Raw genomic sequence first — 25,196 nt, 5'->3', positions numbered from 1 at the left:
CACTTTGGCCCGGACGGTGACAAACCCGTGCGACAGGGATGCGCGAATCTAAGTCTGTGCCGGGGGTCTGCCCCCGCCCCCGGCACCCCTTCTTCTCCAGGAGTTCCGGATGCTGAAACGTGTCACCCTCGCCGCGCTCGGGGCCTCGCTGCTCGCAGGCTCGGCACTTGCCGCGCTAGCCGAGCCGCAAGACGGCCCGCCTGGCCCCCGTCACGATCCGCTCGCCATGGCCGACCAGAACAAGGACGGCGTCGTCACCCGCGACGAGATGCTCGCCAGCATCGCGACGCGCTTCAACGCGATGGACGCCAATCACGACGGCAAGGTCACGCCGGAAGAGCGCGAGGCCTATATGGCGCAGCAGCGCGCCCGGATGGGTGGTCGCATGACGCCCAAGAAGGACCGCACGCTAGCCGACGAGCAGGCCCGCGCCACCCGCATGTTCGACCGGATCGATACCAACCATGACGGCAAGATCGACGCTGCCGAGCGCCAGGCTGCCGCGCAGAAGATGATGCAAATGCGCCGCGACGGCGGCTGGCGTGGTCGTCAGGGTCCGCCCGCCGGCGACATGCCGCCCCCTCCTCCGGCCGACGGCAACTGACGTCGGCCGGAGCAGCCGGGCGGGAGGCCGCGGCATCGCCGATCCTGTCCCCGTCGGGATCAGACGCGCCTCCCCTGACGCGTCACCGCGACGTTCCGCGGATCTCCTCCCTCCCGCCCGGCTCTTTTCCCCGCCGCCAAAGGCGCTACGTTGGTGATCATGTCCGAGGTTCCCCACCTGCTGCTCGTCGATGACGAGCGCTCGATCCGCGAGCCGCTCGCGCAATATCTGACCAAGCAGGGCTTTCGCGTCACCCAGGCGGGCGATGCCGAGAGCGCGCGAGCGCGGCTCAACGCCTATGCGATCGACCTGGTGGTGCTCGACATCATGATGCCCGGCGAGGACGGGTTGAGCCTGTGCCGCCACATCCGCGAGACCAGCGAGACGCCGGTCATCCTGCTCACCGCGCGCAGCGAGGAGACCGACCGGATCGTCGGGCTGGAGATGGGCGCCGACGATTATGTCGTAAAGCCGTTCAGCCCGCGCGAGCTCTCCGCCCGGATCAAGGTGGTGCTGCGCCGCTGGTCGGCGGGCGGCGCCAAGCAGCATGCGCCGGAGACGGGGTCTTTCGCCTTTGCCGGCTGGGTATTGCGCACCGGCGAGCGGACACTGGTCGATCGCGAGGGCGTGTCGGTGCCGCTGTCGACCGGGGAATACAACCTGCTCCACGCGCTGGTCACCCGGCCGCGCCAGGTGCTGACCCGAGACCAGTTGCTCGACTTGACCCAGGGCCGGGAGGCGGCGGCGTTTGATCGCGCCATCGACAACCAGGTCAGCCGCCTGCGCAAGAAGATCGAGACGGACGCCAAGAATCCTTCGATCATCAAGACCGTCTGGGGCGGCGGCTATACGCTGGCGGCCGAGGTTACCCGGCTTTGAGGCGTTTTCTGCCGACCAGCCTGATTGCCCGCATCGCGCTGCTGGTCGCGGCCGCGCTGTTCGTTGCACAGGCAATCAATTTCGGGCTGCTGCTTCACGAGCGACAAAAGGCGCGCTTCGCAATGGTGATCGCGCCCGTCACCACGCGGCTGGCCGACGCCGCCGAACGTCTGCTCGTCCTGCAGCGCGAGACGCCGCGCCAACCCGGCGCGGTGAAGAACCGCTTCCTTTCCGATCCGCGCACCCATGTGCGGCTGCATGCGGAGAATCCGTTCGCGAATGAGACGGATCGGCGCCGGCCGGATGTCGAGCGCGATCTGCGCCGCGGGCTCGAGGATGCCGGGCTGCGTTCGGGCACGATCCTGGCTGCGCTGCGGCCGGTCGATCCCAAGCGGCTGCTCGACCCCAAGCTTGATCCGCTCCGCGCCGAGCGGCTGCGGCGGATGGGTGCGGAGATGCTGGTCGCGGTGGAACTCCCCGGCAAGGGCTGGCTGACGCTTGCAACACCTTGGCCGCGCACGGAATTGGATCTGATCTGGCAACTCACCGCGCAGACGCTGATCCTCTACGTCGTCGTGCTGGTGCCGGTGTTGCTGGTGGGCAGCAGGATCGCGCGGCCCCTGCGCACGCTCACCAACGCTGCGCGGACCTTCCGCCCCGGCGACGACACCGCCCCCATCCGCGAGCGCGGCCCCAGCGATGTGCGCGCGCTGATTGCCGCCTATAACGCGCTCGGCCGGCGGGTGACCTCGATGCTCGACGAGAAGGACCGGATGCTTGGCGCGATCGGGCATGACCTGCGTACCCCGCTGCAGGCATTGCGGGTGCGGATCGAGTCGGTCGAGGACGAGGATGATCGTGCGCGGATGGCCGACACCGTCGACGAGATGAGCCGCACGCTGGACGATATCCTGTCGCTGGCGCGGCTCGGGCGGCCGAGCGAACCCAATACCGATGTCGATCTCGGTGCGCTGGTCGACGCGGTGGTGGAGGATTTCCGCGACCTTGATCACGACGTGACCTTCGAGGAGGCCGAGCGGCTCAAGATGCGGCTGCGGCCCACGCTGATGCGCCGCGCGGTCCGCAACCTGATCGAGAATGCGGTCAAATATGGCGGCGGTGCCGAGGTGCGACTGATTCCTGAGGTCGAGCGGGTGACGATCGAGGTGTGCGACCGCGGGCCCGGCATTCCGGCGGACAAGCTCGAGACGGTGTTCAATCCCTTCACTCGGCTGGAACAGTCGCGCAACCGCGATACCGGCGGGATCGGGCTGGGCCTCGCGCTGGCGCGGGCGATCGTCAACGACGCCGGCGGGGCGATCGCGCTGGCGAACCGGGATAGTGGCGGGCTGACCGCGACGATCACGCTGCCGCGGTGAATCGCACTCTTAAACCCCTCCCCTGAAGGGCAGGGGCTTGAAGTTCGAACCAAAAAAAGCCGCGCTCCCCATCGGAAGCGCGGCCATTTTTTTACCGAAAATCCCGGCCTATCAGCCGACGATTTCTGCCGGCTTGAAGAAGAAAGCGATCTCGGTCGCGGCATTCTCTTCCGAATCCGAACCATGCACCGAATTGGCTTCGATCGATTCGGCCAGTTCCTTGCGGATCGTGCCCGGCTCGGCGTTCGCCGGGTTGGTCGCGCCCATAATGTCGCGGTTCGCCTGCACGGCGTTCTCGCCTTCGAGCACCTGCACCACGACCGGGCCCGAGATCATGAACTCGACCAGATCGTTGAAGAAGGGACGCTCCTTGTGGACGCCGTAAAAGCCTTCGGCCTGTTCGCGGGTCATCTGGATGCGCTTGGAAGCGACGACGCGCAGGCCGGCCTCCTCCAGCATCTTGGTTACGGCGCCGGTCAGGTTGCGGCGGGTGGCATCGGGCTTGATGATCGAAAAGGTCCGGGTCGCGGCCATGGCCGTGCGGCTCCTGTAGTTGGTGATGGAAGGAAGTCGCGGCTCCCTAGTCCTGCCGCGTCTTCAATGCAAGCTCAGGCGACTTGCGCCCAGCGCCCGTTTTCGTCCTGCCGCCAATAGCGCCGTTCGACGCCTTCGCGGTCCCCGAGTGCGCGCCACGCCGTACGCGCGGCACCGATGCTGTCCTCGTCGAACAGGTGGAAGGCACGCTCGAATTCCAGCGCTTCGTCACGCCAGAGTCCGTCCACCAGCGCGACATTGCGTGCGCCATTGGTGGGCGCAACCGTCGCCGCGATCAACGCCGGCTGCTCGGCATCCCAATCGCCACCGGACTGGGCATGCGGCAGGAAGCTCGCCGGCTGATGGCTCCACAGCACCTGGTCGACCCGCGTGCGGAGCGCCGGATCCTCGGCGACGATCAGCAACCGGCCGCCGCTGCCGAGGATCTTTTCGGCGATCGACGGCAGCACGCGGTCCAGCGGCGCCATGGTAAGGTGATAGAAATCGACCTGCATGCGGGGCCCCTTAGCCCGGATGAGCGTTGGGGCCAACGCGCCTCCCGTTGCGGAGCCGCAATCGCTGCGATAGGGCACGTGGATGCCCGTTGCCGGGGAGTGTCGATAAAGGTGGGAGTTTCCGTGAAGCGCAAGGCCATGTTCTTTCCGGCCGCGCTCGGTCTGTGCCTGTCGGCGCAGGCACGTGCCCAGCAGGTGCCCGATTCGCGTCCCCTGCCCGCCGATCAGGCCGCCGGCGCTAGGCTGCCCGCGGCCGATCTGCAGGATCGACCGGTTGAGCCCGCGCCGCCGCCGCCGGGCGGCCTGCTCGACGATCCCAAGCAGGTCCAGTTCACCGCCGACCAGCTCGATTACGACATGAACAGCGACGTCGTCATCGCGAGCGGCGACGTGCGCATGTACCGCGAGAGCAATCGCCTCCGCGCCGACAAGGTCACCTGGGACCGCCGCACCGGCAAGGTCATGGCGACGGGCAACATCGTCGTTGCCAACCCCGAAGGCGACGCTGCCTATGGCGACAGCATCGAACTGACCGACACGCTGAAGGACGGCGTGGTCGACAATATGCTCGTCGTGCTGGAAGCCGGCGGCCGGATCGCCGCGGCGCGCGGGTCTCGCAACGATGGCGGCGTCATCACCGTCGAGAACGCCGCCTATACGCCCTGCTCGGTTTCCGACAGTTCGGGCTGCCCCAAGGAGCCGTCCTGGAAGATCACCGCCGACCGGGTCGTCTATGATCCGGCGAAGCACCGGCTGCGCTACAAGGGCGCGCGCATCTCGGTATTCAATTTCGTCACGATCCCGCTGCCGGCGTTTTCCCACCCGGCGGGCGGCCAAAGCGATTCGGGATTCCTGACGCCGGATGCACGCTATAGCCGCACCAACGGCCTGCAGCTTGCCCTGCCCTATTTCTTCAGCATCGCGCCCAATCGCGACCTGACCGTCACGCCGCGGGTCTTCTCGGACACGCTGCCGATGCTGCAGGCGGATTATCGCGAACTCAACAGCCTCGGCGCCTTCCGCGTCCAGGCCTATGGCACCTATAGCCGCCGCGCCGACGACCTCACCGTCGCGCCTAGCCCGGCGACGTTGCGCAACGATTTCCGTGGCTATCTCGACCTGGTCGGCCGCTACCAGCTCGATCCGAGCTGGGACGTGCGCGCCTCTCTCCGCGTGGCGAGCGACCGTACGTTCCTCCGTCGCTACGATATTTCGCGCGACGATCGCCTGCGCAACAACATCGCGATCGAGCGCATCGACAGCGACAGCTATTTCGCCATCAACGCCTGGGCGGTGCAGACGCTGCGGGTGGGCGACCGCCAGGGATTGCAGCCGGTGGCGCTGCCCGAGATCGAGTATCGCCGACGGCTCGACGACGGGTTGCTCGGCGGCAAGTTCGACTTCCAGGTCAACACGCTGGCGCTCACGCGCACCGGTGGCCAGGATACCCAGCGCGCCTTCACCAGCGCGCAGTGGAGCATCCGTCGCCTCACCAACTGGGGCCAGGAGGTCAGCCTGACCGCCTATACCCGCGGCGATATCTACAACACGTCCGACACGATCGCGACCACGGTGGCGAGCTATCGCGGCGAAAACGGCTTCCGTTTCCGCGGCATTGCCGCGGGCGCGCTCGACGTGAAATGGCCATTTGTCGGCGATTTCCTCGGCGGCAGTCAGCGGATCACCCCGCGCGTCCAGATGGTTGTCGCGCCGCATCTGGCGAACATGGACGTCCCCAACGAGGATGCCCGCGCGGTCGATCTCGAGGATTCCAATCTGTTCGCGCTCAATCGCTTTGCGGGCTATGATCGCTTCGAGGACTCGACCCGCTTCACCTACGGGCTCGACTATGCGCTGTACCTCCCTGGCATCAGCGTTGAGGCGAATGTCGGCCAGAGCTATCGGCTGACCACACGACCCACGCTGTTCCCGAATGGCACCGGCCTTACCGATCGCATGTCGGATATCGTCGGGCGCACGGTGATCCGCTTCCACGATTTCGTCAGCCTCACCCACCGCTATCGGCTCGACAAGGACGGGCTGGCGGTGCGCCGCAACGAGATCGACATGTCGGTCGGCTCGCGCGCCACCTATGTCACGGTCGGCTATCTGCGGCTCAACCGCAATGTCGATCCCACGCTCGAGGATCTGCAGGATCGCGAGGAGCTGCGCCTCGGTGCCCGCGTGCAGTTCGCCCGCTTCTGGTCGCTGTCGGGCTCGACGCTGATCGATCTGACCGACAAGCAGGAAGATCCGCTGTCGCTGGCCAACGGCTTCCAGCCGATCCGCCACCGCATCGGGCTGTTCTACGAAGACGACTGCCTGCGCATCGGCACGACGTGGCGGCGCGACTATGCCACCACCGGCGATGCCCAGCGCGGCAACTCCTATCTGCTCACCCTCGCCTTCAAGAACCTCGGCCGCTAGAAGACCCGGTCTGGGGGGATTCGGCGCTAAGCCTTGGTTCAGGCACAATTGCGCTATAAGCGCTGCTTCCCGTTTGAGGATAAGGGTCGTTCTGAAGTGATGATGGGTGTGGGCAGGATTGCAGGAACGGGTGCGAAGTGGCTGGCGGGCGCGGGGCTTGCTGCCCTGGCGACGATGGCGATCGCCCAGACCTCGGCGGGGCAGGACGGCGTGAACAATGGGCTTGATCTGCCGAGCACGCTGGAAATTTTCGGCAAGGCCGATCCGAACGTCCGCAAGCCCACCGCGATCGTCAACGACTATGTCATCACCGGCACCGAGGTCGACCAGCGCGTCGCCCTGGTCACCGGCATGCAGAAGCTGACGCTGAAGCCCGAAGAGCGCGAACAGCTCAAGCTCGCCATGCTCCGCCAGCTGATCGACGAGACGCTCCAGATCCAGGAGGCCAAGGCCAACGAGATCAAGGTCGACCCGCGCGAGATCGAGAGCAGCTTCGGCCGCGTCGGCACCCGCTTCCAGAAGACGCCCGAGCAGATGCGCGCCTGGTTGCGCGAAATCGGTTCGTCCGAGCGCTCGATCAAGCGCCAGATCGAGGCCGAGCTCGCCTGGAGCCGGCTGCTGCGCAAGCGCGTCAACGTCAATGTCGGCGAGACTGAAGTGAAGGCGATGATCGATCGCCTCACCGCGCAGAAGGGCACCGATGAGTTTCACGTCTACGAAATCTACCAGAACGCCACGCCCGATCGCGCCGAGGAAGTCTCCGGCGGCATGAAGAAGATGATCGAGCAGATGCGCCAAGGCACGCCGTTCGACTATCTCGCCCGCACCTATTCGCAGAGCTCCACCCGCGCGCGTGGCGGCGATCTCGGCTGGATCCAGCCGGCGATGCTGCCCGAGCAGCTGGCGCAAGCGGTGCAGGAAATGCAGCCGGGCCAGGTCGCCGGGCCGATCCCGCTCTCGGCCGGCTTCTCGATCGTGTACCTCGCCGACAAGCACAAGGTCGGCATCTCCGATCCCCGCGATGCCCGGCTGAGCCTGCGCCAGCTGTCGCTCGGCTTCGCCAAGGGGACCACCGAGGCCCAGGCCAGCACCCGCGCCGCGTCGTTCGCCAAGGCGACCCAGGCAATCCGCGGCTGCGGAGACGTGAACAAGGTGGCCTCGGCCGAGGGTGCCGAAGTGGTGGATCGTGACAACATCGTCATCAAGGATCTGCCGCCCGCGCTGCAGAACCTGATCCTGCCGCTCCAGGTGGGACAGGCGACCCAGCCCTTCGGTTCGATCGAGGACGGCGTGCGCGTGCTGGTGATCTGTGGCCGCGACGATCCGCCTGCGGCCAATACGCCGTCGGTGGAGCAGGTGCAGGAGCAGCTTGAGGACCAGCGCGTCAATCTGCGCGCCGAGCGGATGCTGCGCGACCTTCGCCGCGACGCGCTGATCGAATATCGCTGAGATGCGCGTCGGGGAGCGTACCCCGCCGCCGCTCGCCATCGCCATGGGCGACCCGGCGGGGATCGGGCCGGAGATCACGGCCAAGGCGTGGGAAGCGCGCGACAGCGAGAATCTGAAGCCCTTCTTCGCGGTCGGCGATCCCGCGGCGGTGCGCGCAGTATGGGGCGGTCCCATTGCGACGATCGGGGATCCGCGCGAGGCCTTCGCCGTATTCGACGAGGCGCTGCCGGTGCTGCCGATCGGCGACACTGGCCCCGTCGTGCCCGGAGCACCGACGCTTGCCTCGGCCCATGTCGCACTCCAGTCGCTCGAAGTGGCGACGGGGCTGGCCAGCGCGGGGGCGGCCTGGGGGCTTGTGACCGGACCCGTCTCGAAGGCGCAGCTCTACGCGATTGGCTTCAGCCATCCCGGCCAGACCGAGTTCGTCGCCGAACGCTGCGGGATCACCGCCGACAACGCCGTGATGATGCTGGCGGGTCCGACGCTGCGGGTGGTGCCAATCACCGTCCATGTTCCGCTCGCGCAGGTGCCATCGCTGATCAGCGCCGAGCTGATCGTGGCCAAAGGCCGTGTCACCGCACGCGGGCTCCAGCGCAATTTCGGCATCGCTAGCCCGCGCCTCGCTTTTGCAGGGCTCAACCCCCATGCCGGTGAAAATGGCGCGATCGGGCGCGAGGAGATCGAGGTGCTGGCCCCTGCGATCGAACAGCTCCGCGCCGAAGGGATCGACGCGAGCGGACCCTATGCCGCCGACACGCTATTCCACGCGCGCGCGCGCGCCGGCTATGACGCGGCGCTGTGTCTCTATCACGATCAGGCGCTGATCCCGATCAAGACGCTCCACTTCGACGACGGCGTGAACATGACGCTGGGTTTGCCGATCGTGCGCACCTCGCCCGATCATGGTACCGCTTTCGGCATCGCCGGGCAGAATGTCGCGCACCCCGGCGCGATGATCGCCGCGATCCGCATGGCGGCCAGCGCGGCGCGTCACCGGGTGATGGCGAACACGTGACTGCCCTCCCCCCGCTCCGCGACGTCATCACCAGGTACGGGCTCAGCGCCAGCAAGGCGCTGGGGCAGAATTTCCTGTTCGACGGCCAACTGCTCGGCCGCATCGCCAAGGTCCCCGGCGACCTTGCGGGCGCCGAAGTGTTCGAGGTCGGCCCCGGTCCCGGCGGCCTCACCCGCGCGCTGCTCCAGGCGGGCGCCAGGGTCACCGCCGTCGAGCGCGACCGCCGCTGCATCCCCGCGCTGGAGGAACTCGGCGGCTACTTCCCCGACAAGCTCCGCGTCATCGAGGGCGATGCACTGGAGGTGGACGCCCCAGCGCTGTTCGCGGGCAAGCCGCACGTCGTCGCCAACCTGCCCTATAATGTCGGCACCGCGCTGCTGGTCGGCTGGCTGTCGGCCGAATGGCAACCTTGGTGGGCGAGCCTGACGCTGATGTTCCAGAAAGAAGTCGCCGAGCGCATCGTCGCGCAGGCGGGGACCGAGCATTATGGCCGGCTCGCGGTGCTCGCCCAGTGGCGCAGCACGCCGCGGATCGCGATGAACGTGCATCGCTCGGCCTTCACCCCGCCGCCCAAGGTGATGTCGGCAGTGGTGCACATCGTCGCCGGCGAAGCACCCGAGGGCGTGCAGCTCCGCGTCCTGGAGGCGGTGACTGCCGCCGCCTTCGGCCAGCGCCGCAAGATGCTGCGCCAGAGCCTGAAATCGGTCCCCGGCGCGCTGGCCGCGCTGGAAACGCTCGGCATCGACGCGAGCCGCCGGGCCGAGACCGTCAGCGTCGCCGAGTTCGTCGCGATCGCCCGGGAACTCGGCCGGACCTAGTCTCCGGCCGAACGGAACAGCCGCAGCACCGGTACCAGCGAGGCATGATCGTCGGTCCAGCCGGTGAAGCCGGGTTGGGCGACGAGGGGACGCCATTCGCCATCCTGCGCCTGGAGAGCCGACAGCACCCGCGGCGAGCGGCTGAGCGCCATCCAGTCCGACACGGCGCCTTCGTCCTGCCGCTCGAGCGCGCTCGGCACATGGACCAGCCGCAGCCCCTGCCAGCCGCCGGCCTTGGCGGCACCTGCCACCACCGGGCTCAGCGCCAGGAAACGGTTGGAGATATGGACGAGTAGCAACCCTTCGGGTTCCAGCACGCGGCCATAGGTGGCGAAGGCCTCGGCGGTCATCAGGTGCATCGGCACCGCGTCCGAGGAGAAGGCGTCGAGCGCGAGCAGGTCTAGGCTAGTCGCCTGCAACTCGCTCAGTCGCAGCCGCGCGTCGCCGACGGAGATCTGGGCCTGCGGGGCGCACAGCCGGAGGAAGCTGAACTTGCCCGAGTCCCGGGCAAGATGGACCACCGCAGGATCGATCTCGAAGAAGCGCCACGACTGGCCGGGCTTGGCGTAGCAGGCGAGCGTGCCGGTACCGAGCCCGACCACGCCGATGCGTGCATGCGGCCCGTAGAGCGCGGGTGCCGCGAGCATCGCCTGCCCCACGCCCGAGCCGGCCTGGTAATAGGTGGTCGGCCGCGTCGCGCGCGCGCCCTTGAGTTGTACGCCGTGTACCGTGGTGCCGTGGGCGAGCCGTCGCTGGTCGGCCTGATCGCTCACCGTATAGACGCCGAAATAGCTGCGGGTGCGCGCGCCACTGAGCGAGGTCTCGATCGCGGTATAGCCGCCGAACAGGAACAGTCCGCCCGCCAGCGCAACCGCAAAGGGCCAGCGCGCGCCGATCGTGACGAGGCCGATCACCGCCACCGCGACGAAGCCCAGCTGGATCTGGATCGGGCCGAGCAGCTGCACGTGCAGCGCAAGGACCACGATCGCCACCACCGCCGCACTCAGCGCCAGCCCGACGGGCAAGCGGTAGCGGCTCGCCCACAGCCGCGCGATCGCGCCGGTCAGCGCGCGCTGGGGGATCAGCAGCCCGGCGGCGAGGATCAGCAGCGGATATTCATAGGTCCAGTCGAACAGCACCGGCGCCAGCAGCCCGGCGAACACGCCGCCCAGCGCGCCGCCCACCGCCATGGCGAGGTAGAAGCCGGTCAGCCGCTCGGGGGGCGGGCGCAGCGCATAGAGGCGCGCGTGGCAGGCGACCGCCACCGCGAACAGCAGCACCAGACCGATCAGCGCGTTGAAATAGGCGAGCCGCGAATCGCCCGCGACCAGCGTGGCGCCGAACAGCAGCAGCACCAGCGGCACGCAGCGTTCGAGGAGGTCGTCGAGCAGCGCCGAGCTCCGGAAGGCGACGGGGAAGCTGAGCAGATACAGCCCCAGCGGCAGCACCCAGAGCAGCGGCACCGCGACGATATCGGTGGTGAGGAAGGTGGTTGTCGCCAGCATCAGCCCCGAGGGGACCAGCGCGAGCACGATCCAGCGCGCCCAGTCGCGCGCCACAGTTGCGGGGCGATCGCTACGCGGTGCGGGCAGTGCCTCGTGCCGCGGCAGGCGGCTCGCGCAGGCAAGCACCAGCAGCGCCACCAGCGCATAGCCGATCGTCCACAGCCAACTCTGGCTGCGCAGCCGCAGCAACGGCTCGACCAGCAGCGGATAGGCAATCAGGCCGCCGAAGCTGCCAATGTTGGAAGCGGCATAGAGCGCATAGGGATCGCGCCCATGGCTCGCCACCGCATACCAGCGCTGGAGCAACGGCGCCTGCGCGGAGATGGCGAGGAACAGCGGCCCGATCGCGGCAACGAGCAGCCACGGCACCCACAGCGCGGGTTCGGCCCCCGCCGGCACCTGCATGGTCCCCAGCCCGATCGGCAGCCAGAGCGCCGCGAAGGCGAGCACACCGAGATGCACGCCCGCCTGTGTCCGCACGCGGAAACGCCCCAGCCAGTGCGCATAGCCATAGCCGACCAGCAGCAGCGCCTGGTAGACGAGCATCGCCGAGTTCCACACCGCCGGCGCGCCACCGAGCCGGGGCAGTGCCATCCGGGCGACCATCGGCTGGATCAAAAACAGCAGGAAGGAGCCGCCGAGGATCGCGGCCACGAATAGCGCGCGGCGGGCGCCCCTGGCCTGCGCCTGCGGGTCGGTCACGGGCGGGCGATGCGATAGGTGCGGTGGCGCCGCAGCTGTGGGATGGCGGCCGAATGATCGAAATCGGCATCGAGCGCGCGCCGCATGCCGAGCCGCTCCATCAGCCCCCAGCTGCGCGCATTATCCTCCGCCGTGATCGCGGCGATGCTCGGCACCTCGAGATGCTGCCAGCCCCAGGCTAGGCTCGCCCGCGCGGCCTCGGCGGCATAGCCCTGCCCCCAATGCTTCACGGCGAGCCGCCAGCCGATCTCGACCTCGCCTTCGATCGGGGTGCCGGCAGCCCCCGGCTTGAGGCCGCAAAAGCCCAGGAAGCGGCCGTCCTCGCGCCGTTCGATCGCCCAGAAACAATGGCCATGGCTGGCGAGAACGCCGATCTGCCGGTCGATACCCGCGTCGCTCTCGGCCCGCGACTGCAGCGGGCCGATAAAGGCCATGACGCGCGGATCGGTGCACATGGCGTGGAACGGCGCGCGGTCGGCATCCGTCCAGCCGCGCAGCAAGAGTCGTTCGGTCTCGATCATGGGCGGGGGATGGCGAAGGCGACGCTGGCACGCAAGCGATGGCCTTCCGGATGCACCGGATGCTCGAAGTTCGCGAACCACGTCATGCCCAGCCGAGTCATCAGCGCCTGGCTCGGCAGGTTCGAGGCCGCAGTGATCGCAACCACGCGGGCCTCGGCGCGATGCGCCCAGGCCCAGTCGAGGCTCGCCGCCGCCGCCTCGCGGGCAAAGCCCTTGCCCCAATGGGCACGCGCGAACATCCAGCCGATCTCGAGCTCGCCGGCGATCGGGGTGTCGGGCGCGCCGGGCTTCAGCCCGCAAAAGCCGAGGACCGCGCCGTCCTCCCGCCGCTCGACCACCTGGAAACCCAGGCCATGGCTGGGGGCATAGCCGAGATGCCGGGCGATGGTCGCCCGGCTATGGGCGGGGGTCTTCACCGGCCCGAGGTCGCGCATCACCGCCGGATCGCTCCACATCGCGTGGAGCGCATCGAAATCGCGCGGCTCGGGCGGCCGCAACAGCAGCCGCGCGGTCTCGATCACGCGCCGAGCAGCCGTGCGGCAAGCGGCGCGTGATAGGTGAGAACCCCCGAACAGCCTGCCCGCTTGAACGCCATCAACGTCTCCAGCACCAATGCCTCGCGATCGCCTGCGCCGACCGCAGCCGCGGCTTCGATCATGGCATATTCGCCGGAGACCTGATAGGCGAATACAGGCACTTCGAAGGCGCTCTTCACGCGCGTGACGATGTCAAGATACGGCAGCCCGGGCTTGACCATCACGCTGTCCGCGCCCTCGGCGAGGTCGAGCGCGACTTCGCGCAGCGCTTCCTCGGCATTGGCGGGGTCCATCTGGTAGGTCTTCTTGTCGCCCTTGAGCAGCCCGCGGCTGCCGACCGCGTCGCGGAACGGACCGTAGAAGGCGCTCGCATATTTCGCGGCATAGGCCATGATCTGGACGTTGACCTGGCCGTCGCCTTCCAGCGCGGCGCGGATCTGGCCGACGCGGCCGTCCATCATATCGCTCGGGGCGACGATGTCGGCCCCCGCCTGCGCCTGGACCAGTGCCTGCTCGACCAGCACTGCCGAGGTTTCGTCGTTCAGCACGTAGCCTGCGGTGTCGACGATGCCGTCGTGGCCGTGGCTGGTATAAGGATCGAGCGCGACATCGGTCAGCACGCCGACCTCGGGCACCGCATCCTTGATCGCGCGGATCGCGCGGCACATCAGATTGTCCGGATTGACCGCCTCGCGGCCATCCTCGGTGCGCAGCGCGTGGGGCGTGTTGGGGAACAGTGCGAGGCACGGAATGCCGAGGTCGCGCGCCTCGCGCGCACGGTCGACGATCCCGGCCAAGCTCCAACGCGAGACGCCGGGGAGCGCCGCGATCGGCTCCTCTTCCGTGCCTTCGGTCACGAACACCGGCCAGATCAGGTCGGCGGGGGTGAGCACGGTTTCGGCGTGGAGGCGACGGCTCCAGACCGAAGCCCGGGAGCGGCGGAGGCGAAGCGCGGGATATTGGCTCATGCGGCGTCAGATGCGCCTTGGTTGCGCAGGTTGCAAGCACCGCCGAGCGCCGCCGCGCCGAGGGTGAGGATCGATGTGGCATGTCGCTGTGCGACCTCCAGCGCATCGCTGCCATAGCCGCCGCCCAGCGTGCTGGCGAAGGGAATGCCGCGCCGCCGTAAGGTCTCGGCGACCCAGCGATCGCGCGCGACCAGCCCCGCCCCGCTCAGCCCCAGCCGTCCGAGTCGATCGTCGGCGAACGGATCGACGCCGGCCTGGTACAGCACCAGATCGGGATCGAACTGGGCGAGCAGCGGCAGCAGCGTCGCTTCCAGCGTTTCGAGATAGACAGCGTCCCCGGTGCCGTCGGCGAGACCGACGTCGAGGGTCGAGCGCGCCTTGCGGGCCGGGAAGTTCTTCTCGGCGTGGATCGAATAGGTGGCGATGTCCGACCGCCCCGCGGTCAGCGCCGCAGTGCCATCGCCCTGGTGCACGTCGCAATCGACGATCAGCACGCGGGCGGCATGGCCCTCCTCGGTCAGGCGCACCGCGGCGATGGCGAGATCGTTGAACACGCAATAGCCCGCGCCGGTATCCGCCAGCGCGTGGTGGCTGCCGCCCGCGCTGTTCGCCGCATAGCCCTCGGCCTGTGCAATGCGGGCGGCGAGGAACGTCCCGCCGGGAACCCGCTCCGAACGCCGGGCGACCGCAAGGGTAACGGGAAAGCCGATGCGACGCGTCTTGTGCGGCGGCACGCGCGCCTCCAGCACTTCGGCGACATAGTCGGGATCATGCACCGCCTCCAGCCACCGCTGCGGCATCGCCTCGGGAGCGTGCCAAGCGACGCGCGCGCCCTCCGCCTGCAGCAGGTCCCGGACCAGGCCGTTCTTGTTCCAGAGATAGGCGCTGCCCGCCGGTGCCGGCGCGACATAATCGGGATGGTGGACGACGGCGATCACAGCGCCAATTTAGGAAGCGGCCGGCGCGTTCGAAAGACGGCCCTTCCGTCAGGTTCCGTGCAGCTTTAGGGAAGCGGCATGACCGATCTTGCTTCGCTTCCCTATCGCCCCTGCGCCGGCGTCATGCTGCTCAACCGTGACGGCCGCGTGTTCGTCGGCCAGCGGCTCGATTCGACGCTGGAGGCCTGGCAGATGCCGCAGGGCGGGATCGACCCCGGCGAGGACGCGCTCGAAGCCGCCTTCCGCGAGCTTTGGGAAGAGACCGGCGTCGCGCGGCACCATGCCGAACTGATCGCCGAGGCGCCAGAGGAATTACAGTACGATCTTCCCGACGATCTGATCGGCAAGGTGTGGAAAGGCAAATGGCGCGGCCAGCGCCAGCGCTGGTTCCTGCTGCGCTTTCTGGGTGAAGACGGCGATATCGATATCGCGACGGCACATCCCGAATTTCGCGCCTGGCGCTGGTCGGCGCCCGCCGAGCTTCCGGAACTGATCGTGCCGTTCAAGCGGGCACTTTACACGCGGCTGTTGGAATTGTTCGCGCCGCATCTCGGTCGATAGCGATCAGGCCCTTCGGCGCGCCGGCATCACCGCGAAGGACAGGCCGGTGATCGTGCCCAGCACGACGCCGGAGACGATCCCGCCCACCAGTCCGCGAACGGCGATCTCGAGGCTGCTCGGCTCCGCACTGCCCACCGAAGCGGCGACGTAGATGCACGGCAGCGCCGCGCCCCAGCCGATCGCGTTGACCGCCACCCACCAATGCACCTGGCCGGCCGCGCGGTACAATATCACGGCCTGCGCCGCACCGAACAGCACCCCAAGGCCGAGGCCGAAACCGGCAGCGGCGACGGCCGTCTGGAACAACGTCTCCACCGGCGGCAGCAGCGGGTCGCCGTCGAGCGGCGGAAACACCGCGTACCAGGCGCCGATCGACCAGACGAGGAGGCCGACGAGCGTTGTCGCCGCCACCCACGCCCGGAGATCGAGTGCCGGAAACTGCCGCCGCAGCGCCCAGCCCTGCAGCAGCCCCAGCGTCAGGCCCTGGATCAATCCGCTCAGTGCCTTGGCGATGAAGACCATCCATTCGGCGGTGGCGCCGACCGGAACCGGATCAAAGCGATCGACGGTAACCCACCACAAGGCCGCCGCGCCGATACCGAGCAGTTCGCCCGCCGCGCACGCCTCTATCCAGCGGGTGAAGCCATCCTCTTCCTGCACGTTGCCTTCCTTTGGGGGCTTGCGGTCGTCGGGGTAAACCGGCGGTCATGCCGTGTGTACCGCGATTGAGACACGAGTTTCCCGTACGCCACAAGCCCGGAAAGGAGACCGGCGCAACCGATAAGTCGGACCGGTACCGTATCGATGTGAGACTTCGTCGATCCACGTCACTCGAATTCGAGGATCGCGGCATCCACCGCCAGACTGTCACCGGGTTCGAAATGGGCATGCTTGACGGTGCCGGCGCGCTCGGCACGAAGGATGTTCTCCATCTTCATCGCCTCGATCACCGCCAGCGCCTGCCCTGCCTCGACCTGATCGCCGGGTTGGACATGCAACCGGGTGAGCAGCCCCGGCATCGGTGCCAGCAGGAAGCGGCTCATGTCGGGCGGCACCTTCTCGATCATGTGCGCGCGATATTGTGCAACATGCGGCGGCAACACCTCAACGAGGTGCGCGGCGCCGTGCGCGGTCAGCTTCCAGCCGGAGCGGGTGCGATCGACCGCCGTGGCGAAGGCTTCGCCGTCGATGCGGGCAAAGAATTGCGGATCCCCCGCGCGCCAATGGCCGGAAACTTCCAGCGGCGGCGTGTCGCTCGACAGGTTGACCAGCAGCCCGGTGTCGCAGCCGTCGACCGTCACGTCGAATCGGTGCTCGCCGATCCGCACGGAACGTTCGGTGGAAAGGGCTACCGCGCCGAGCTGGCCGGAGATTTCCGCGGCCCGTGCAGTCCTTGCGAGGTCGAGCACCACCGCAACGGCCGCCAAGCGGCGCACTAGCGTTTCGTCCGCGGGCGCACCGTGGAACCCTTCGGGATATTCCTCGGCGATGAAGCCGGTGGTGAGCTCGCCCGAGCGGAAGCGCGGGTGCTGCATGATCGCGGACAGGAAATCGATATTGTGGCCGATGCCGTCGATCCGGAAGCGGTCGAGCGCGCCCACCTGCAGGTCGGCGGCTTGGTCGCGGGTCGGCGCCCAAGTGATCAGCTTGGCGATCATCGGATCGTAGAACATGCTGATTTCGGAGCCCTCGGTCACGCCGTCGTCTACGCGGACATAGCCCTGCCCCGCATTCTCAGCCGTCGGCGGCCGGTACCGCACCAGCCGGCCGGTGCTCGGCAGGAAGCCGCGATAGGGATCCTCGGCATAGACGCGGTTCTCGATCGCCCAGCCGTTGAGCTTCACCTCGTCCTGGCCGAACGCGAGCTTTTCGCCGGCGGCCACGCGGATCATCTGCTCGACCAGGTCGAGCCCCGTGATCGCCTCGGTAACCGGATGCTCCACCTGGAGCCGGGTGTTCATCTCGAGGAAGTAGAAGCCCTGTCCGGTCTTGTCGGCGCCCGAGACGATCAGCTCGACCGTGCCCGCGCTATAATAGCCGACCGCTCGCGCCAGTGCGACGGCCTGCTCGCCCATCGCCTTGCGCATTGCGGGCGTCACGAAGGGCGACGGTGCCTCCTCGACGACCTTCTGGTGGCGGCGCTGGATCGAGCATTCGCGCTCGTTGAGGTAGACGATATTGCCGTGCTGGTCGCCCAGCAGCTGGATTTCGATATGGCGCGGGCTCTCGATGAACTTCTCGATGAACACGCGGTCGTCGCCGAAGCTGGCCAGCCCCTCGCGCTTGGTCGGCTCGAAGCCTTCGCGCACGTCCCGTTCGTTCCAGGCAAGCCGCATGCCCTTGCCGCCGCCGCCGGCCGAAGCCTTCATCATCACCGGATAGCCTATCTCGGTCGCGATCCGCACCGCATGCTCGGTATCGGCGATCTCGCCCAGGAAGCCCGGAACGACGTTCACCCCCGCTTCCTTGGCGAGTTTCTTCGATTCGATCTTGTCGCCCATCGCCGCGATCGCACCCGGCGGCGGACCGACAAAGGCGATGCCGGCCTCCGCGCAGGCCTTGGCGAAGCTCTCGCGCTCGGAGAGGAAGCCATAGCCGGGATGGATCGCGTCGGCACCGGTTTCCTTGGCGGCGAGCAGGATCAGGTCCGCGCGGAGATAGCTCTCCGCCGCCGGCGCGGGCCCGAGCCGCACCGCCTCGTCCGCCATCCGCACATGCGGCGCACGGGCATCCGCATCCGAATAGACCGCGACCGTGGCGATGCCCATCTTCTTGGCCGTCCGCATCACCCGGCACGCGATTTCGCCACGGTTGGCGACGAGGATTTTCTTGAACATCAGGTCCTCTCGATTCCTACTTCCCGTCACCTCGGCTTTGCGCCGAGGGTTCGCTTCTTGTGTCTTTCAGGCAGCGGGATCTCCTGAGAGATCCGGAGATCATGGAGACCGGCCGGAAGGCTTACTCCGCCGCCTCCCGCTCCACCTTGCACTCCGCGGCCATCGGCGTGATGCCGAGGCGCGCGAACAGCGCGGCGTCCTTGTCGTCGCCGGCATTGCCTGCGGTCAGCAGCTTGTCGCCGGTGAAGATCGAATTGGCGCCCGCCAGGAAGCAGAGCGCCTGGGTCGCGTCGCTCATGCTCTCGCGGCCGGCCGAGAGGCGGACCATCGAGCGCGGCATGGTGATGCGCGCAACGGCAACCGTGCGGACGAATTCGATATCGTCGATCTTGGCGAGCGGCGTGTCGGCGAGCATGTCGCCCAGCACCGTGCCCTTCACCGGCACCAGCGCGTTGACCGGCACGCTGCCCGGATGCACCGGAAGCGTGGCGAGCGCATGGATGAAGCCCACCCGATCACCGCGCGTCTCGCCCATGCCGACGATGCCGCCGCAGCACACATTGATGCCCGCCTCGCGGACATGCTCCAGCGTCTCCAGCCGCTCCTCGAAGCTGCGGGTGGTGATCACCTCGCCATAGCGCTCGGGCGACGTATCGATATTGTGGTTGTAGTAATCGAGCCCGGCATCGGCGAGCGTCTTGGCCTGCGCATCGGTGAGCATGCCCAGCGTCATGCAGGTTTCCATGCCCATCGCGCGGACGCCCTTCACCATCTCGACGATGGCGCCCATGTCGCGGTCCTTGGGGTTGCGCCACGCGGCGCCCATGCAGAAGCGGGTCGAGCCATGGTCCTTGGCCTGCGCCGCCGCCTGCAGCACCGCGCGCGGATCCATCAGCTTGGTCGCCTTGAGCCCGGTATCGGCAGACACCGACTGGCTGCAATAGCCGCAATCCTCGGGGCAGCCGCCGGTCTTGATCGAGAGGAGCGTCGAGCGCTGGACCTGGTTCGCCGGATGGTTGGCGCGATGCACTTCGGCGGCGCGGAACACGAGCTCGGTGAACGGCAGGTCGAACAGCGCGGCGATCTCGTCGCGGGTCCAGTCGGTGCGGGCAAGGGAGGTTTCGAGGGTCAAGCAATCAACTCCGGACTTCGGTTACGCCGCCCGGCATAGCGGGTGGAGGCGTCGGCGTAAAAGGGCAGCATGGTCACGCGACAGCGGCGTCCAGCGGTGGCATGTTGTGGCCGAGCAGGCGCAGCACGTCGGCGGCGCATTCGACGACGTTCGAGCCCGGGCCATAGATGCCCTGCACCCCCGCCGCGCGCAGCGTCTCGTAGTCCTGCGGCGGTATCACGCCGCCGGCGATCACCTTGATATCGTTTCGACCCGCCCCGCGCAGTCCGCGGATCAGCTCGGGGATCAGCGTCTTGTGCCCTGCCGCGAGGCTGGAGGCGCCGACGACGTCGACATTGCTTTCGAGCGCCAGCACCACGGTTTCCTCGGGCGTCTGGAACAGCGGCCCGCTGACCACCTCGAATCCAAGGTCCGAAAAGGCCGAGGCGATGACATTGGCGCCGCGATCATGCCCGTCCTGGCCCATCTTGGCGACGAGCAGCCGCGGCTTGCGGCCCAGCCGGCGCTCGACCGCCTCGACCCCGCGCACCACTTCGGCCCAGCGTGCATCTTCCGCATAGGGCGCGCCATAGACGCCCTTCACCGGCGTCGGCTGGGTGGCGTAGCGCGCGAACACGTCTTCCATGGCCGCGCTGATCTCGCCGAGCGTCGCGCGGGCACGTGCCGCCACGACGGCCAGCTCCAGCAGATTGCCGCCGCCCCTGGCGCCGTCACGCAGCGCGTCAAGCGCCGCCTGGCACGCGGCCTGGTCGCGCGCCGCCTTGACGCGCTGGATGCGCGCGATCTGGCCTTCGCGCACTGCGGCATTGTCCACCTCGAGCGTTTCGAGCAGATCCTCGCTGGCCAGCCGATACTTGTTGACCCCGACGATCACGTCCTCTCCCCGATCCACCCGCGCCTGGCGGGCAGCGGCGGCTTCCTCGATCATCGCCTTGGGCCAGCCCGCAGCGACTGCCTTGGCCATGCCGCCCTCGGCCTCGACGCGCTCGATGATCTCCCAGGCCTTGTCGACCAGGCTCTGGGTGAGGCTTTCGACATAATAGCTGCCGCCCAGCGGATCGACGACCTTGGTCATCCCCGTCTCTTCCTGCAGCACGATCTGGGTGTTGCGGGCGATGCGGGCGGAGAAGTCGGTCGGCAGCGCGATCGCCTCGTCGAGCGCGTTGGTGTGGAGGCTCTGGGTGCCGCCGAGCATCGCCGCCATTGCCTCGATCGTGGTACGGATGACGTTGTTGTACGGGTCCTGCTCGGTGAGCGACACGCCCGAGGTCTGGCAGTGCGTGCGCAGCATCTTCGAGCGCTCGTCCTGCGCGCCGAGCTGTGTCATCACCCGGTGCCACAACACCCGCGCAGCCCGCAGCTTGGCCACTTCCATGAAGAAGTTCATACCGATTGCGAAGAAGAAGCTCAGCCGGCCGGCGAACTTGTCGATATCGAGGCCCGAAGCGACGCCGTATTTCACATATTCCATGCCGTCGGCGATGGTAAAGGCCAGCTCCTGCACCTGGCTCGCGCCGGCTTCCTGCATATGGTAGCCGGAAATGGAAATGCTGTTGAATTTCGGCATCTTCGCACTGGTATAGGCGAAAATGTCTGAGATGATCCGCATGCTCGGTTCCGGTGGGTATATGTAGGTGTTCCGAACCATGAACTCCTTGAGGATGTCGTTCTGGATCGTGCCTTCCAGCTTCTCCTGCGGAACCCCCTGCTCCTCGCCCGCGACGATGAAGAAGGCGAGCACCGGGATCACCGCGCCGTTCATCGTCATCGAGACCGACATTTGGTCGAGCGGGATGCCGTCGAACAGGATCTTCATGTCCTCGACGCTGTCGATCGCCACGCCGGCCTTGCCGACGTCGCCGACCACGCGCGGGTGATCGCTGTCATAGCCACGATGCGTCGCGAGATCGAAGGCGACCGACAGGCCCTTCTGTCCCGCGGCGAGGTTGCGGCGGTAGAAGGCGTTGGACTCCTCGGCGGTGGAAAAGCCGGCGTACTGGCGGATGGTCCAGGGGCGGCCGGCGTACATCGAGGCGCGCACACCGCGGGTGAAGGGCGCGAACCCGGGCAGCCCGGGATCGACACCCACTACATCCTCTTGCGTATACAGGGGCTTGACCGGAATACCTTCCGGCGTTTCCCAAGTAAGGTCCTTGCCCTTCACTTCCTTGGAAGCGGCGGCGGACCATTGGTCGAGCGTGGGTTTGTCGCTCACATTCCCTCTCCCGCCTGCGGGAGAGGAAGGGAGGCGCAAAGCGCCGGAAGGGTGAGGGTGTGTGCGGGCGACCGGAACACCACGCTCCTGGTCACCCTCACCCCAACCCTCTCCCGCAGGCGGGAGAGGGAGACGAAGCGATCAATGCGCATCACGCGGGCTCTCCATGATCTCGGTAAGGATGCCGCCCATGTCCTTCGGATGGACGAAGAAGATCGGCGTGCCATGCGCCCCGATGCGCGGCTCGCCGAGCACCTTGCAGCCCTTGGCCTCGAACCAGGCCTTGGCTTCGTGAATATCGGACACCTCGTAGCAGAGATGATGCTGCCCGCCCGCCGGGTTTTTGGCGAGAAAGCCATGAATCGGTGAGGCCTCGCCCAGCGGCTCGATCAGCTCGATCTGGCTGTTGGGCGTGTCGACGAAGCACACCTTCACCCCCTGCGCGGGCAGGTCGAAGGGCTTGCGGACCACCTCCGCGCCCATCACGTCGCGGTAGAAAGCGATCGAGGCTTCGATCGACGGCGTCGCAACGCCGACATGGTTGAGACGGCCGAGCTTCATCTTGGTCCTTGATCAGCGCCGCATCACAGCGGGATGTTGTCGTGCTTCTTCCACGGGTTTTCGAGCTGCTTGTTCCGCAGCTTGCGCAAGCCCAGCGCGATCCGCCGCCGCGTCGAGTGCGGCAGGATAACCTCGTCGACAAAGCCCTTGCTCGCCGCCACGAACGGGTTGGCGAATCGCGCTTCATATTCGGCGGTGCGTTCGGCGATCTCCTCGGGCGTTCTGCCCCGGAAGATGATCTCCACCGCGCCCTTGGCACCCATCACCGCAATCTCGGCGGTCGGCCAGGCATAGTTGAGGTCGCCGCGCAGATGCTTCGACGCCATCACGTCATAGGCGCCGCCATAGGCCTTGCGGGTGATCACCGTGATCTTGGGCACCGTCGCCTCGGCATAGGCGAACAGCAGCTTGGCGCCGTGCTTGATGATGCCCGAATGCTCCTGACCGACCCCCGGCAGGAAGCCCGGCACGTCGACGAAGGTGACGATCGGGATCTCGAACGCATCGCAGAAGCGCACGAAGCGGGCGGCCTTCTTCGACGCGTTGATGTCGAGGCATCCGGCCAGCACCATCGGTTGGTTCGCAACCACGCCCACCGTGCGCCCCTCGATCCGGCCGAAACCGATCAGGATATTGCCGGCATGGGCGGGCTGCAGCTCGAAGAACTCGCCTTCGTCCAGCGTCTTCCGGATCAGCTCGTGCATGTCGTAGGGCTGGTTGGCACTGGGCGGGATGATCGTGTCGAGGCTCTCGTCGATCCGATCCCAGGGATCGTCGCAGGGCCGCTCGGGCGGCGCCTCGCGGTTCGAGGCCGGAAGGAAGTCCACGAAGTCGCGGGCCGCGAGTAGCGCCTCGATATCATTCTCGAAGGCCACGTCAGCGACCCCCGACTTCGTGGTATGCGTCACCGCTCCACCCAGTTCCTCCTGCGTGACGATCTCGTTGGTAACGGTCTTCACTACATCCGGGCCGGTGACGAACATGTAGGACGAATCCTTCACCATGAAGATGAAGTCCGTCATTGCGGGGCTATAGACCGCGCCGCCGGCGCAGGGCCCCATGATCAGGCTGAGTTGCGGCACCACGCCCGAGGCCAGCACATTGCGCTGGAACACCTCGGCATAGCCGCCGAGCGAGGCGACGCCCTCCTGGATCCGCGCGCCGCCGCTGTCGTTGAGGCCGATCACGGGCGCGCCGACCTTCATCGCCATGTCCATGATCTTGCAGATCTTTTGCGCGTGCCGCTCGGAGAGCGAACCGCCGAACACGGTGAAATCCTGGCTGAACACGAAGACCAGGCGGCCGTTGATCGTGCCCGAGCCGGTGACCACGCCGTCGCCGGGAACGACCTGGTCCTGCATCCCGAAATCGGTGCAGTTATGCTCGACATACATGTCGAGCTCCTCGAAGCTGCCCTGGTCGAGCAGCACGTCGAGCCGCTCGCGGGCGGTCAGCTTTCCCTTGGCATGCTGTGCGTCGATCCGCTTCTGGCCGCCGCCCACACGGGCAGCGGCACGACGGCGTTCCAATTCTTCGATCGTCGACGACATCGGCATCTCTCTCCGTGGACGCGGCTTGTGCACCGGGCCATGCCGGCTTCGCAAATGCAATGTTGCAAAGTTGCGGGGCGAGGGTTTGCAGACTATGCGAACCCATGGCCAGCCAGCTCTTGCCCCTGCCCCGCCGCCGCCTGTTCGAAGGGTTTCGCCTGCGCGAGCTGCGTCGTCGCCTGAACATCCCCCAGGCCGGGATGGCGCAGCGGCTGGGAATCTCCGTCTCCTACCTCTCGCAGATTGAAAACAACGACCGGCCGATCACCGACGGCGTACTGCTGGCGCTCGCCCGCGAATTCCCGGTGGAGGCCGCCGAGATCAACGGCGAGGGCGGCACCGCGGCGCTACTCCGCGCGATCGACGCGGCGACCGACAGCAGCGTGGCCGCCGACCGGATCGACGAGGCCGATGTGCGTCGCGGCATCGAACAACAGCCGCTGCTCGCCCGCCGGATGGTCGCGCTGCACGACGCCTATCGCCGCAGCCAGGAGCAGCTGCGCGTGCTCGACGACCGGTTCGACACCGGCTCGGGCGACGCCGCCCCACTGCCCTGGGAAGAGGTGCGCGACTGGTTCCAGGCCGAGGGCAATTACATCGACGCGATCGACCGGTCGGCGGAGCTGTTGGCCGATGCACTCGCGCTCGATGACGACAATGTGGTGCGCGCCTTCGAGGATCGGCTGCGGCTGTGGCACGGCGTTCGCGTGATCGGCGCGCAGGGCGACGGCAGCGAGCTCAGCCGGTTCGACGAGAGCGCGCGGACGCTGGCGCTAAACCATGCCCTGCCCCCGGAAAGCCGCGCCTTTCTGCTCGCGCACCGGCTGGTCCGCTACGAGTTCGCCAACGAGATGCGGCTGGTGATCGATCGCGCCGGGCTCGCCTCGCCGGCCGCGCGCGAACTGCTGAGCGTCGGCCTCGCCAACTATGCCGCGGGGGCGCTGCTGATGCCCTATGGCCGCTTCCGCGCCGCCGCCTATGAAGTCCGCCACGACATCGATCGCCTCCGCCAGCGCTTCGGGGTGAGCTTCGAGCAGGCGTGCCATCGGCTCTCGACGCTGCAGCGTCCCGGTGCGCAGGGGCTGCCGGTGTTCTTCTGCCGGGTCGACATGGCGGGCAACATCACCAAGCGGCACTCGGCCACCCGGCTGCAGTTCGCCGCGCTGGGCGGCGCCTGCCCCTTGTGGATCGTCCATGAGGCGGTGGCGATCCCAGACCGCATCCTGGTCCAGCTCGCCGAGATGCCGGACGGCACCCGTTACGTCTCGATGGCCAAGGGGCTGGTGAAACCCTCGGGCAGCTTCACCCGACCGCCGCGCCGCTATGCCGTGGCGCTGGGCTGCGAGGAGGGGCATGCCGCCGACTTCGTCTATGCCGATGCGCTGCGCACCGGCGGCGCCGCGACGCCGATCGGCGCCTCGTGCCGCATCTGCCCTCGGCTCGACTGCGACCAGCGCGCCTTCCCGCCCGCCGGATCGGTGATCGAGATCGATCCCGATCGCCGCCGCGCGGTGCCCTACGGCTTCCGCTGACGCTTGCGGCGCCCTCCC

Annotated in this window: 22 protein-coding genes; 9 read left to right on the top strand and 13 right to left on the bottom strand. The window is 67.6% G+C overall.

Features of this window, described 5'->3' with window-relative positions; genetic code table 11:
- Nucleotides 1–109: 109 nt before the first annotated feature.
- The 3 genes from RT655_RS02130 (at nt 110) to RT655_RS02120 (ending at nt 2,862) form a co-directional block, all read left to right on the top strand.
- The gene (locus RT655_RS02130) at nt 110–604 is read left to right on the top strand and encodes an EF-hand domain-containing protein (RefSeq protein ID WP_313534741.1); all 495 of its coding nucleotides are present in this window, start codon (nt 110–112) and stop codon (nt 602–604) included.
- A 159-nt stretch (nt 605–763) separates the two neighbouring features.
- Nucleotides 764–1,483 carry a response regulator gene (locus RT655_RS02125; RefSeq protein ID WP_313534739.1) on the top strand — a complete coding sequence of 240 codons (720 nt, stop codon included), beginning with the start codon at nt 764–766 and terminating at the stop codon, nt 1,481–1,483.
- Nucleotides 1,480–2,862 (top strand): HAMP domain-containing sensor histidine kinase, encoded by a 1,383-nt coding sequence (locus tag RT655_RS02120; protein WP_313534738.1) that lies wholly within the window; start codon nt 1,480–1,482, stop codon nt 2,860–2,862. The genes RT655_RS02125 and RT655_RS02120 overlap by 4 nt, the downstream gene beginning before the upstream one ends.
- Before the next feature lie 111 nt (nt 2,863–2,973).
- Here the strand turns inward: RT655_RS02120 and ndk are convergent, their stop codons facing one another.
- Both ndk and RT655_RS02110 read right to left on the bottom strand, forming a co-directional pair.
- On the bottom strand, nt 2,974–3,396 hold the full coding sequence (ndk, locus tag RT655_RS02115) for a nucleoside-diphosphate kinase (protein ID WP_313534737.1): 423 nt from the start codon (nt 3,394–3,396) through the stop codon (nt 2,974–2,976).
- Between the two features lie 74 nt (nt 3,397–3,470).
- Nucleotides 3,471–3,911 (bottom strand): DNA polymerase III subunit chi, encoded by a 441-nt coding sequence (locus RT655_RS02110; protein ID WP_313534736.1) that lies wholly within the window; start codon nt 3,909–3,911, stop codon nt 3,471–3,473.
- Nucleotides 3,912–4,049: 138 nt separating this feature from the next.
- On the opposite strand from RT655_RS02110, the gene RT655_RS02105 reads away from it, so the two are divergent.
- The 4 genes from RT655_RS02105 (at nt 4,050) to rsmA (ending at nt 9,620) form a co-directional block, all read left to right on the top strand.
- Nucleotides 4,050–6,338: an LPS assembly protein LptD gene (locus tag RT655_RS02105; RefSeq protein ID WP_313536878.1), complete on the top strand. Its 2,289-nt coding sequence runs from the start codon at nt 4,050–4,052 to the stop codon at nt 6,336–6,338.
- A gap of 99 nt (nt 6,339–6,437) precedes the next feature.
- Nucleotides 6,438–7,787, top strand: coding sequence for a peptidylprolyl isomerase (locus RT655_RS02100; RefSeq protein WP_313536877.1), 1,350 nt, complete (start codon nt 6,438–6,440; stop codon nt 7,785–7,787).
- 1 nt (nt 7,788) lies between these two features.
- The gene (gene pdxA / locus RT655_RS02095; protein WP_313534735.1) at nt 7,789–8,802 is read left to right on the top strand and encodes a 4-hydroxythreonine-4-phosphate dehydrogenase PdxA; all 1,014 of its coding nucleotides are present in this window, start codon (nt 7,789–7,791) and stop codon (nt 8,800–8,802) included.
- Nucleotides 8,799–9,620, top strand: a complete 822-nt coding sequence (rsmA, locus tag RT655_RS02090; protein ID WP_313534734.1) for a 16S rRNA (adenine(1518)-N(6)/adenine(1519)-N(6))-dimethyltransferase RsmA — start codon at nt 8,799–8,801, stop codon at nt 9,618–9,620. Before pdxA ends, rsmA begins: the two co-directional genes overlap by 4 nt.
- Here rsmA and RT655_RS02085 read toward each other — a convergent pair.
- Genes RT655_RS02085 through RT655_RS02065 form a run of 5 tightly spaced genes read right to left on the bottom strand, consistent with a single transcriptional unit; the run spans nt 9,617 to nt 14,790 of the window.
- A complete protein-coding gene (locus RT655_RS02085) occupies nt 9,617–11,827 on the bottom strand; it encodes a fused MFS/spermidine synthase (RefSeq protein ID WP_313534733.1) in 2,211 nt (736 codons plus the stop codon). The genes rsmA and RT655_RS02085 overlap by 4 nt on opposite strands.
- Complete coding sequence (locus RT655_RS02080) at nt 11,824–12,348, bottom strand: GNAT family N-acetyltransferase (RefSeq protein WP_313534732.1); 525 nt, start codon at nt 12,346–12,348, stop codon at nt 11,824–11,826. Before RT655_RS02080 ends, RT655_RS02085 begins: the two co-directional genes overlap by 4 nt.
- Nucleotides 12,345–12,869 carry a GNAT family N-acetyltransferase gene (locus tag RT655_RS02075; RefSeq protein ID WP_313534731.1) on the bottom strand — a complete coding sequence of 175 codons (525 nt, stop codon included), beginning with the start codon at nt 12,867–12,869 and terminating at the stop codon, nt 12,345–12,347. Before RT655_RS02075 ends, RT655_RS02080 begins: the two co-directional genes overlap by 4 nt.
- On the bottom strand, nt 12,866–13,852 hold the full coding sequence (gene hemB, locus RT655_RS02070; protein WP_313534730.1) for a porphobilinogen synthase: 987 nt from the start codon (nt 13,850–13,852) through the stop codon (nt 12,866–12,868). Before hemB ends, RT655_RS02075 begins: the two co-directional genes overlap by 4 nt.
- Nucleotides 13,849–14,790: a histone deacetylase gene (locus RT655_RS02065; RefSeq protein ID WP_313534729.1), complete on the bottom strand. Its 942-nt coding sequence runs from the start codon at nt 14,788–14,790 to the stop codon at nt 13,849–13,851. Before RT655_RS02065 ends, hemB begins: the two co-directional genes overlap by 4 nt.
- 78 nt (nt 14,791–14,868) lie before the next feature.
- Here RT655_RS02065 and RT655_RS02060 point away from each other — a divergent pair, with 78 nt between their 5' ends.
- The gene (locus RT655_RS02060; protein ID WP_313534728.1) at nt 14,869–15,351 is read left to right on the top strand and encodes an RNA pyrophosphohydrolase; all 483 of its coding nucleotides are present in this window, start codon (nt 14,869–14,871) and stop codon (nt 15,349–15,351) included.
- 3 nt (nt 15,352–15,354) lie between these two features.
- Here RT655_RS02060 and RT655_RS02055 read toward each other — a convergent pair whose 3' ends face one another.
- The 6 genes from RT655_RS02055 to RT655_RS02030 all read right to left on the bottom strand — a co-directional run bounded on the left by RT655_RS02055 (nt 15,355) and on the right by RT655_RS02030 (nt 23,646).
- Nucleotides 15,355–16,011, bottom strand: a complete 657-nt coding sequence (locus RT655_RS02055; protein WP_313534727.1) for a hypothetical protein — start codon at nt 16,009–16,011, stop codon at nt 15,355–15,357.
- A 167-nt stretch (nt 16,012–16,178) separates the two neighbouring features.
- Nucleotides 16,179–18,188 carry an acetyl/propionyl/methylcrotonyl-CoA carboxylase subunit alpha gene (locus RT655_RS02050; RefSeq protein WP_313534726.1) on the bottom strand — a complete coding sequence of 670 codons (2,010 nt, stop codon included), beginning with the start codon at nt 18,186–18,188 and terminating at the stop codon, nt 16,179–16,181.
- A gap of 121 nt (nt 18,189–18,309) precedes the next feature.
- Nucleotides 18,310–19,320 (bottom strand): biotin synthase BioB, encoded by a 1,011-nt coding sequence (bioB, locus tag RT655_RS02045; RefSeq protein WP_313534725.1) that lies wholly within the window; start codon nt 19,318–19,320, stop codon nt 18,310–18,312.
- A gap of 73 nt (nt 19,321–19,393) precedes the next feature.
- Nucleotides 19,394–21,535 (bottom strand): methylmalonyl-CoA mutase, encoded by a 2,142-nt coding sequence (gene scpA, locus RT655_RS02040; RefSeq protein WP_313534724.1) that lies wholly within the window; start codon nt 21,533–21,535, stop codon nt 19,394–19,396.
- 141 nt (nt 21,536–21,676) lie between these two features.
- Nucleotides 21,677–22,096: a methylmalonyl-CoA epimerase gene (gene mce / locus RT655_RS02035; protein WP_313534723.1), complete on the bottom strand. Its 420-nt coding sequence runs from the start codon at nt 22,094–22,096 to the stop codon at nt 21,677–21,679.
- A gap of 23 nt (nt 22,097–22,119) precedes the next feature.
- Nucleotides 22,120–23,646, bottom strand: coding sequence for an acyl-CoA carboxylase subunit beta (locus RT655_RS02030; RefSeq protein ID WP_313534722.1), 1,527 nt, complete (start codon nt 23,644–23,646; stop codon nt 22,120–22,122).
- Nucleotides 23,647–23,750: 104 nt separating this feature from the next.
- Here RT655_RS02030 and RT655_RS02025 point away from each other — a divergent pair, with 104 nt between their 5' ends.
- Nucleotides 23,751–25,178 (top strand): short-chain fatty acyl-CoA regulator family protein, encoded by a 1,428-nt coding sequence (locus tag RT655_RS02025; RefSeq protein WP_313534721.1) that lies wholly within the window; start codon nt 23,751–23,753, stop codon nt 25,176–25,178.
- The last annotated feature ends 18 nt before the right edge of the window (nt 25,179–25,196 follow it).

The organism is Sphingomonas sp. (genome assembly GCF_032114135.1).
Lineage (GTDB): Bacteria > Pseudomonadota > Alphaproteobacteria > Sphingomonadales > Sphingomonadaceae > Sphingomonas.
Note: the sequence above shows the minus strand (reverse complement) of the source record. Positions and strands in the feature narration are given on the sequence as shown.

Excerpts from the sequence above, each read along its gene's own strand:
- RT655_RS02125 (WP_313534739.1), top strand. The coding sequence starts at position 764 with ATGTCCGAGGTTCCCCACCTGCTGCTCGTCGATGACGAGCGCTCGATC.
- RT655_RS02025 (WP_313534721.1), top strand. The coding sequence starts at position 23,751 with ATGGCCAGCCAGCTCTTGCCCCTGCCCCGCCGCCGCCTGTTCGAAGGG.
- RT655_RS02130 (WP_313534741.1), top strand. The coding sequence starts at position 110 with ATGCTGAAACGTGTCACCCTCGCCGCGCTCGGGGCCTCGCTGCTCGCA.
- pdxA (WP_313534735.1), top strand. The coding sequence starts at position 7,789 with ATGCGCGTCGGGGAGCGTACCCCGCCGCCGCTCGCCATCGCCATGGGC.
- RT655_RS02110 (WP_313534736.1), bottom strand. The coding sequence starts at position 3,911 with ATGCAGGTCGATTTCTATCACCTTACCATGGCGCCGCTGGACCGCGTG.
- RT655_RS02100 (WP_313536877.1), top strand. The coding sequence starts at position 6,438 with ATGATGGGTGTGGGCAGGATTGCAGGAACGGGTGCGAAGTGGCTGGCG.
- ndk (WP_313534737.1), bottom strand. The coding sequence starts at position 3,396 with ATGGCCGCGACCCGGACCTTTTCGATCATCAAGCCCGATGCCACCCGC.
- RT655_RS02050 (WP_313534726.1), bottom strand. The coding sequence starts at position 18,188 with ATGTTCAAGAAAATCCTCGTCGCCAACCGTGGCGAAATCGCGTGCCGG.
- mce (WP_313534723.1), bottom strand. The coding sequence starts at position 22,096 with ATGAAGCTCGGCCGTCTCAACCATGTCGGCGTTGCGACGCCGTCGATC.
- RT655_RS02060 (WP_313534728.1), top strand. The coding sequence starts at position 14,869 with ATGACCGATCTTGCTTCGCTTCCCTATCGCCCCTGCGCCGGCGTCATG.
- RT655_RS02080 (WP_313534732.1), bottom strand. The coding sequence starts at position 12,348 with ATGATCGAGACCGAACGACTCTTGCTGCGCGGCTGGACGGATGCCGAC.
- hemB (WP_313534730.1), bottom strand. The coding sequence starts at position 13,852 with ATGAGCCAATATCCCGCGCTTCGCCTCCGCCGCTCCCGGGCTTCGGTC.
- RT655_RS02105 (WP_313536878.1), top strand. The coding sequence starts at position 4,050 with ATGTTCTTTCCGGCCGCGCTCGGTCTGTGCCTGTCGGCGCAGGCACGT.
- RT655_RS02030 (WP_313534722.1), bottom strand. The coding sequence starts at position 23,646 with ATGTCGTCGACGATCGAAGAATTGGAACGCCGTCGTGCCGCTGCCCGT.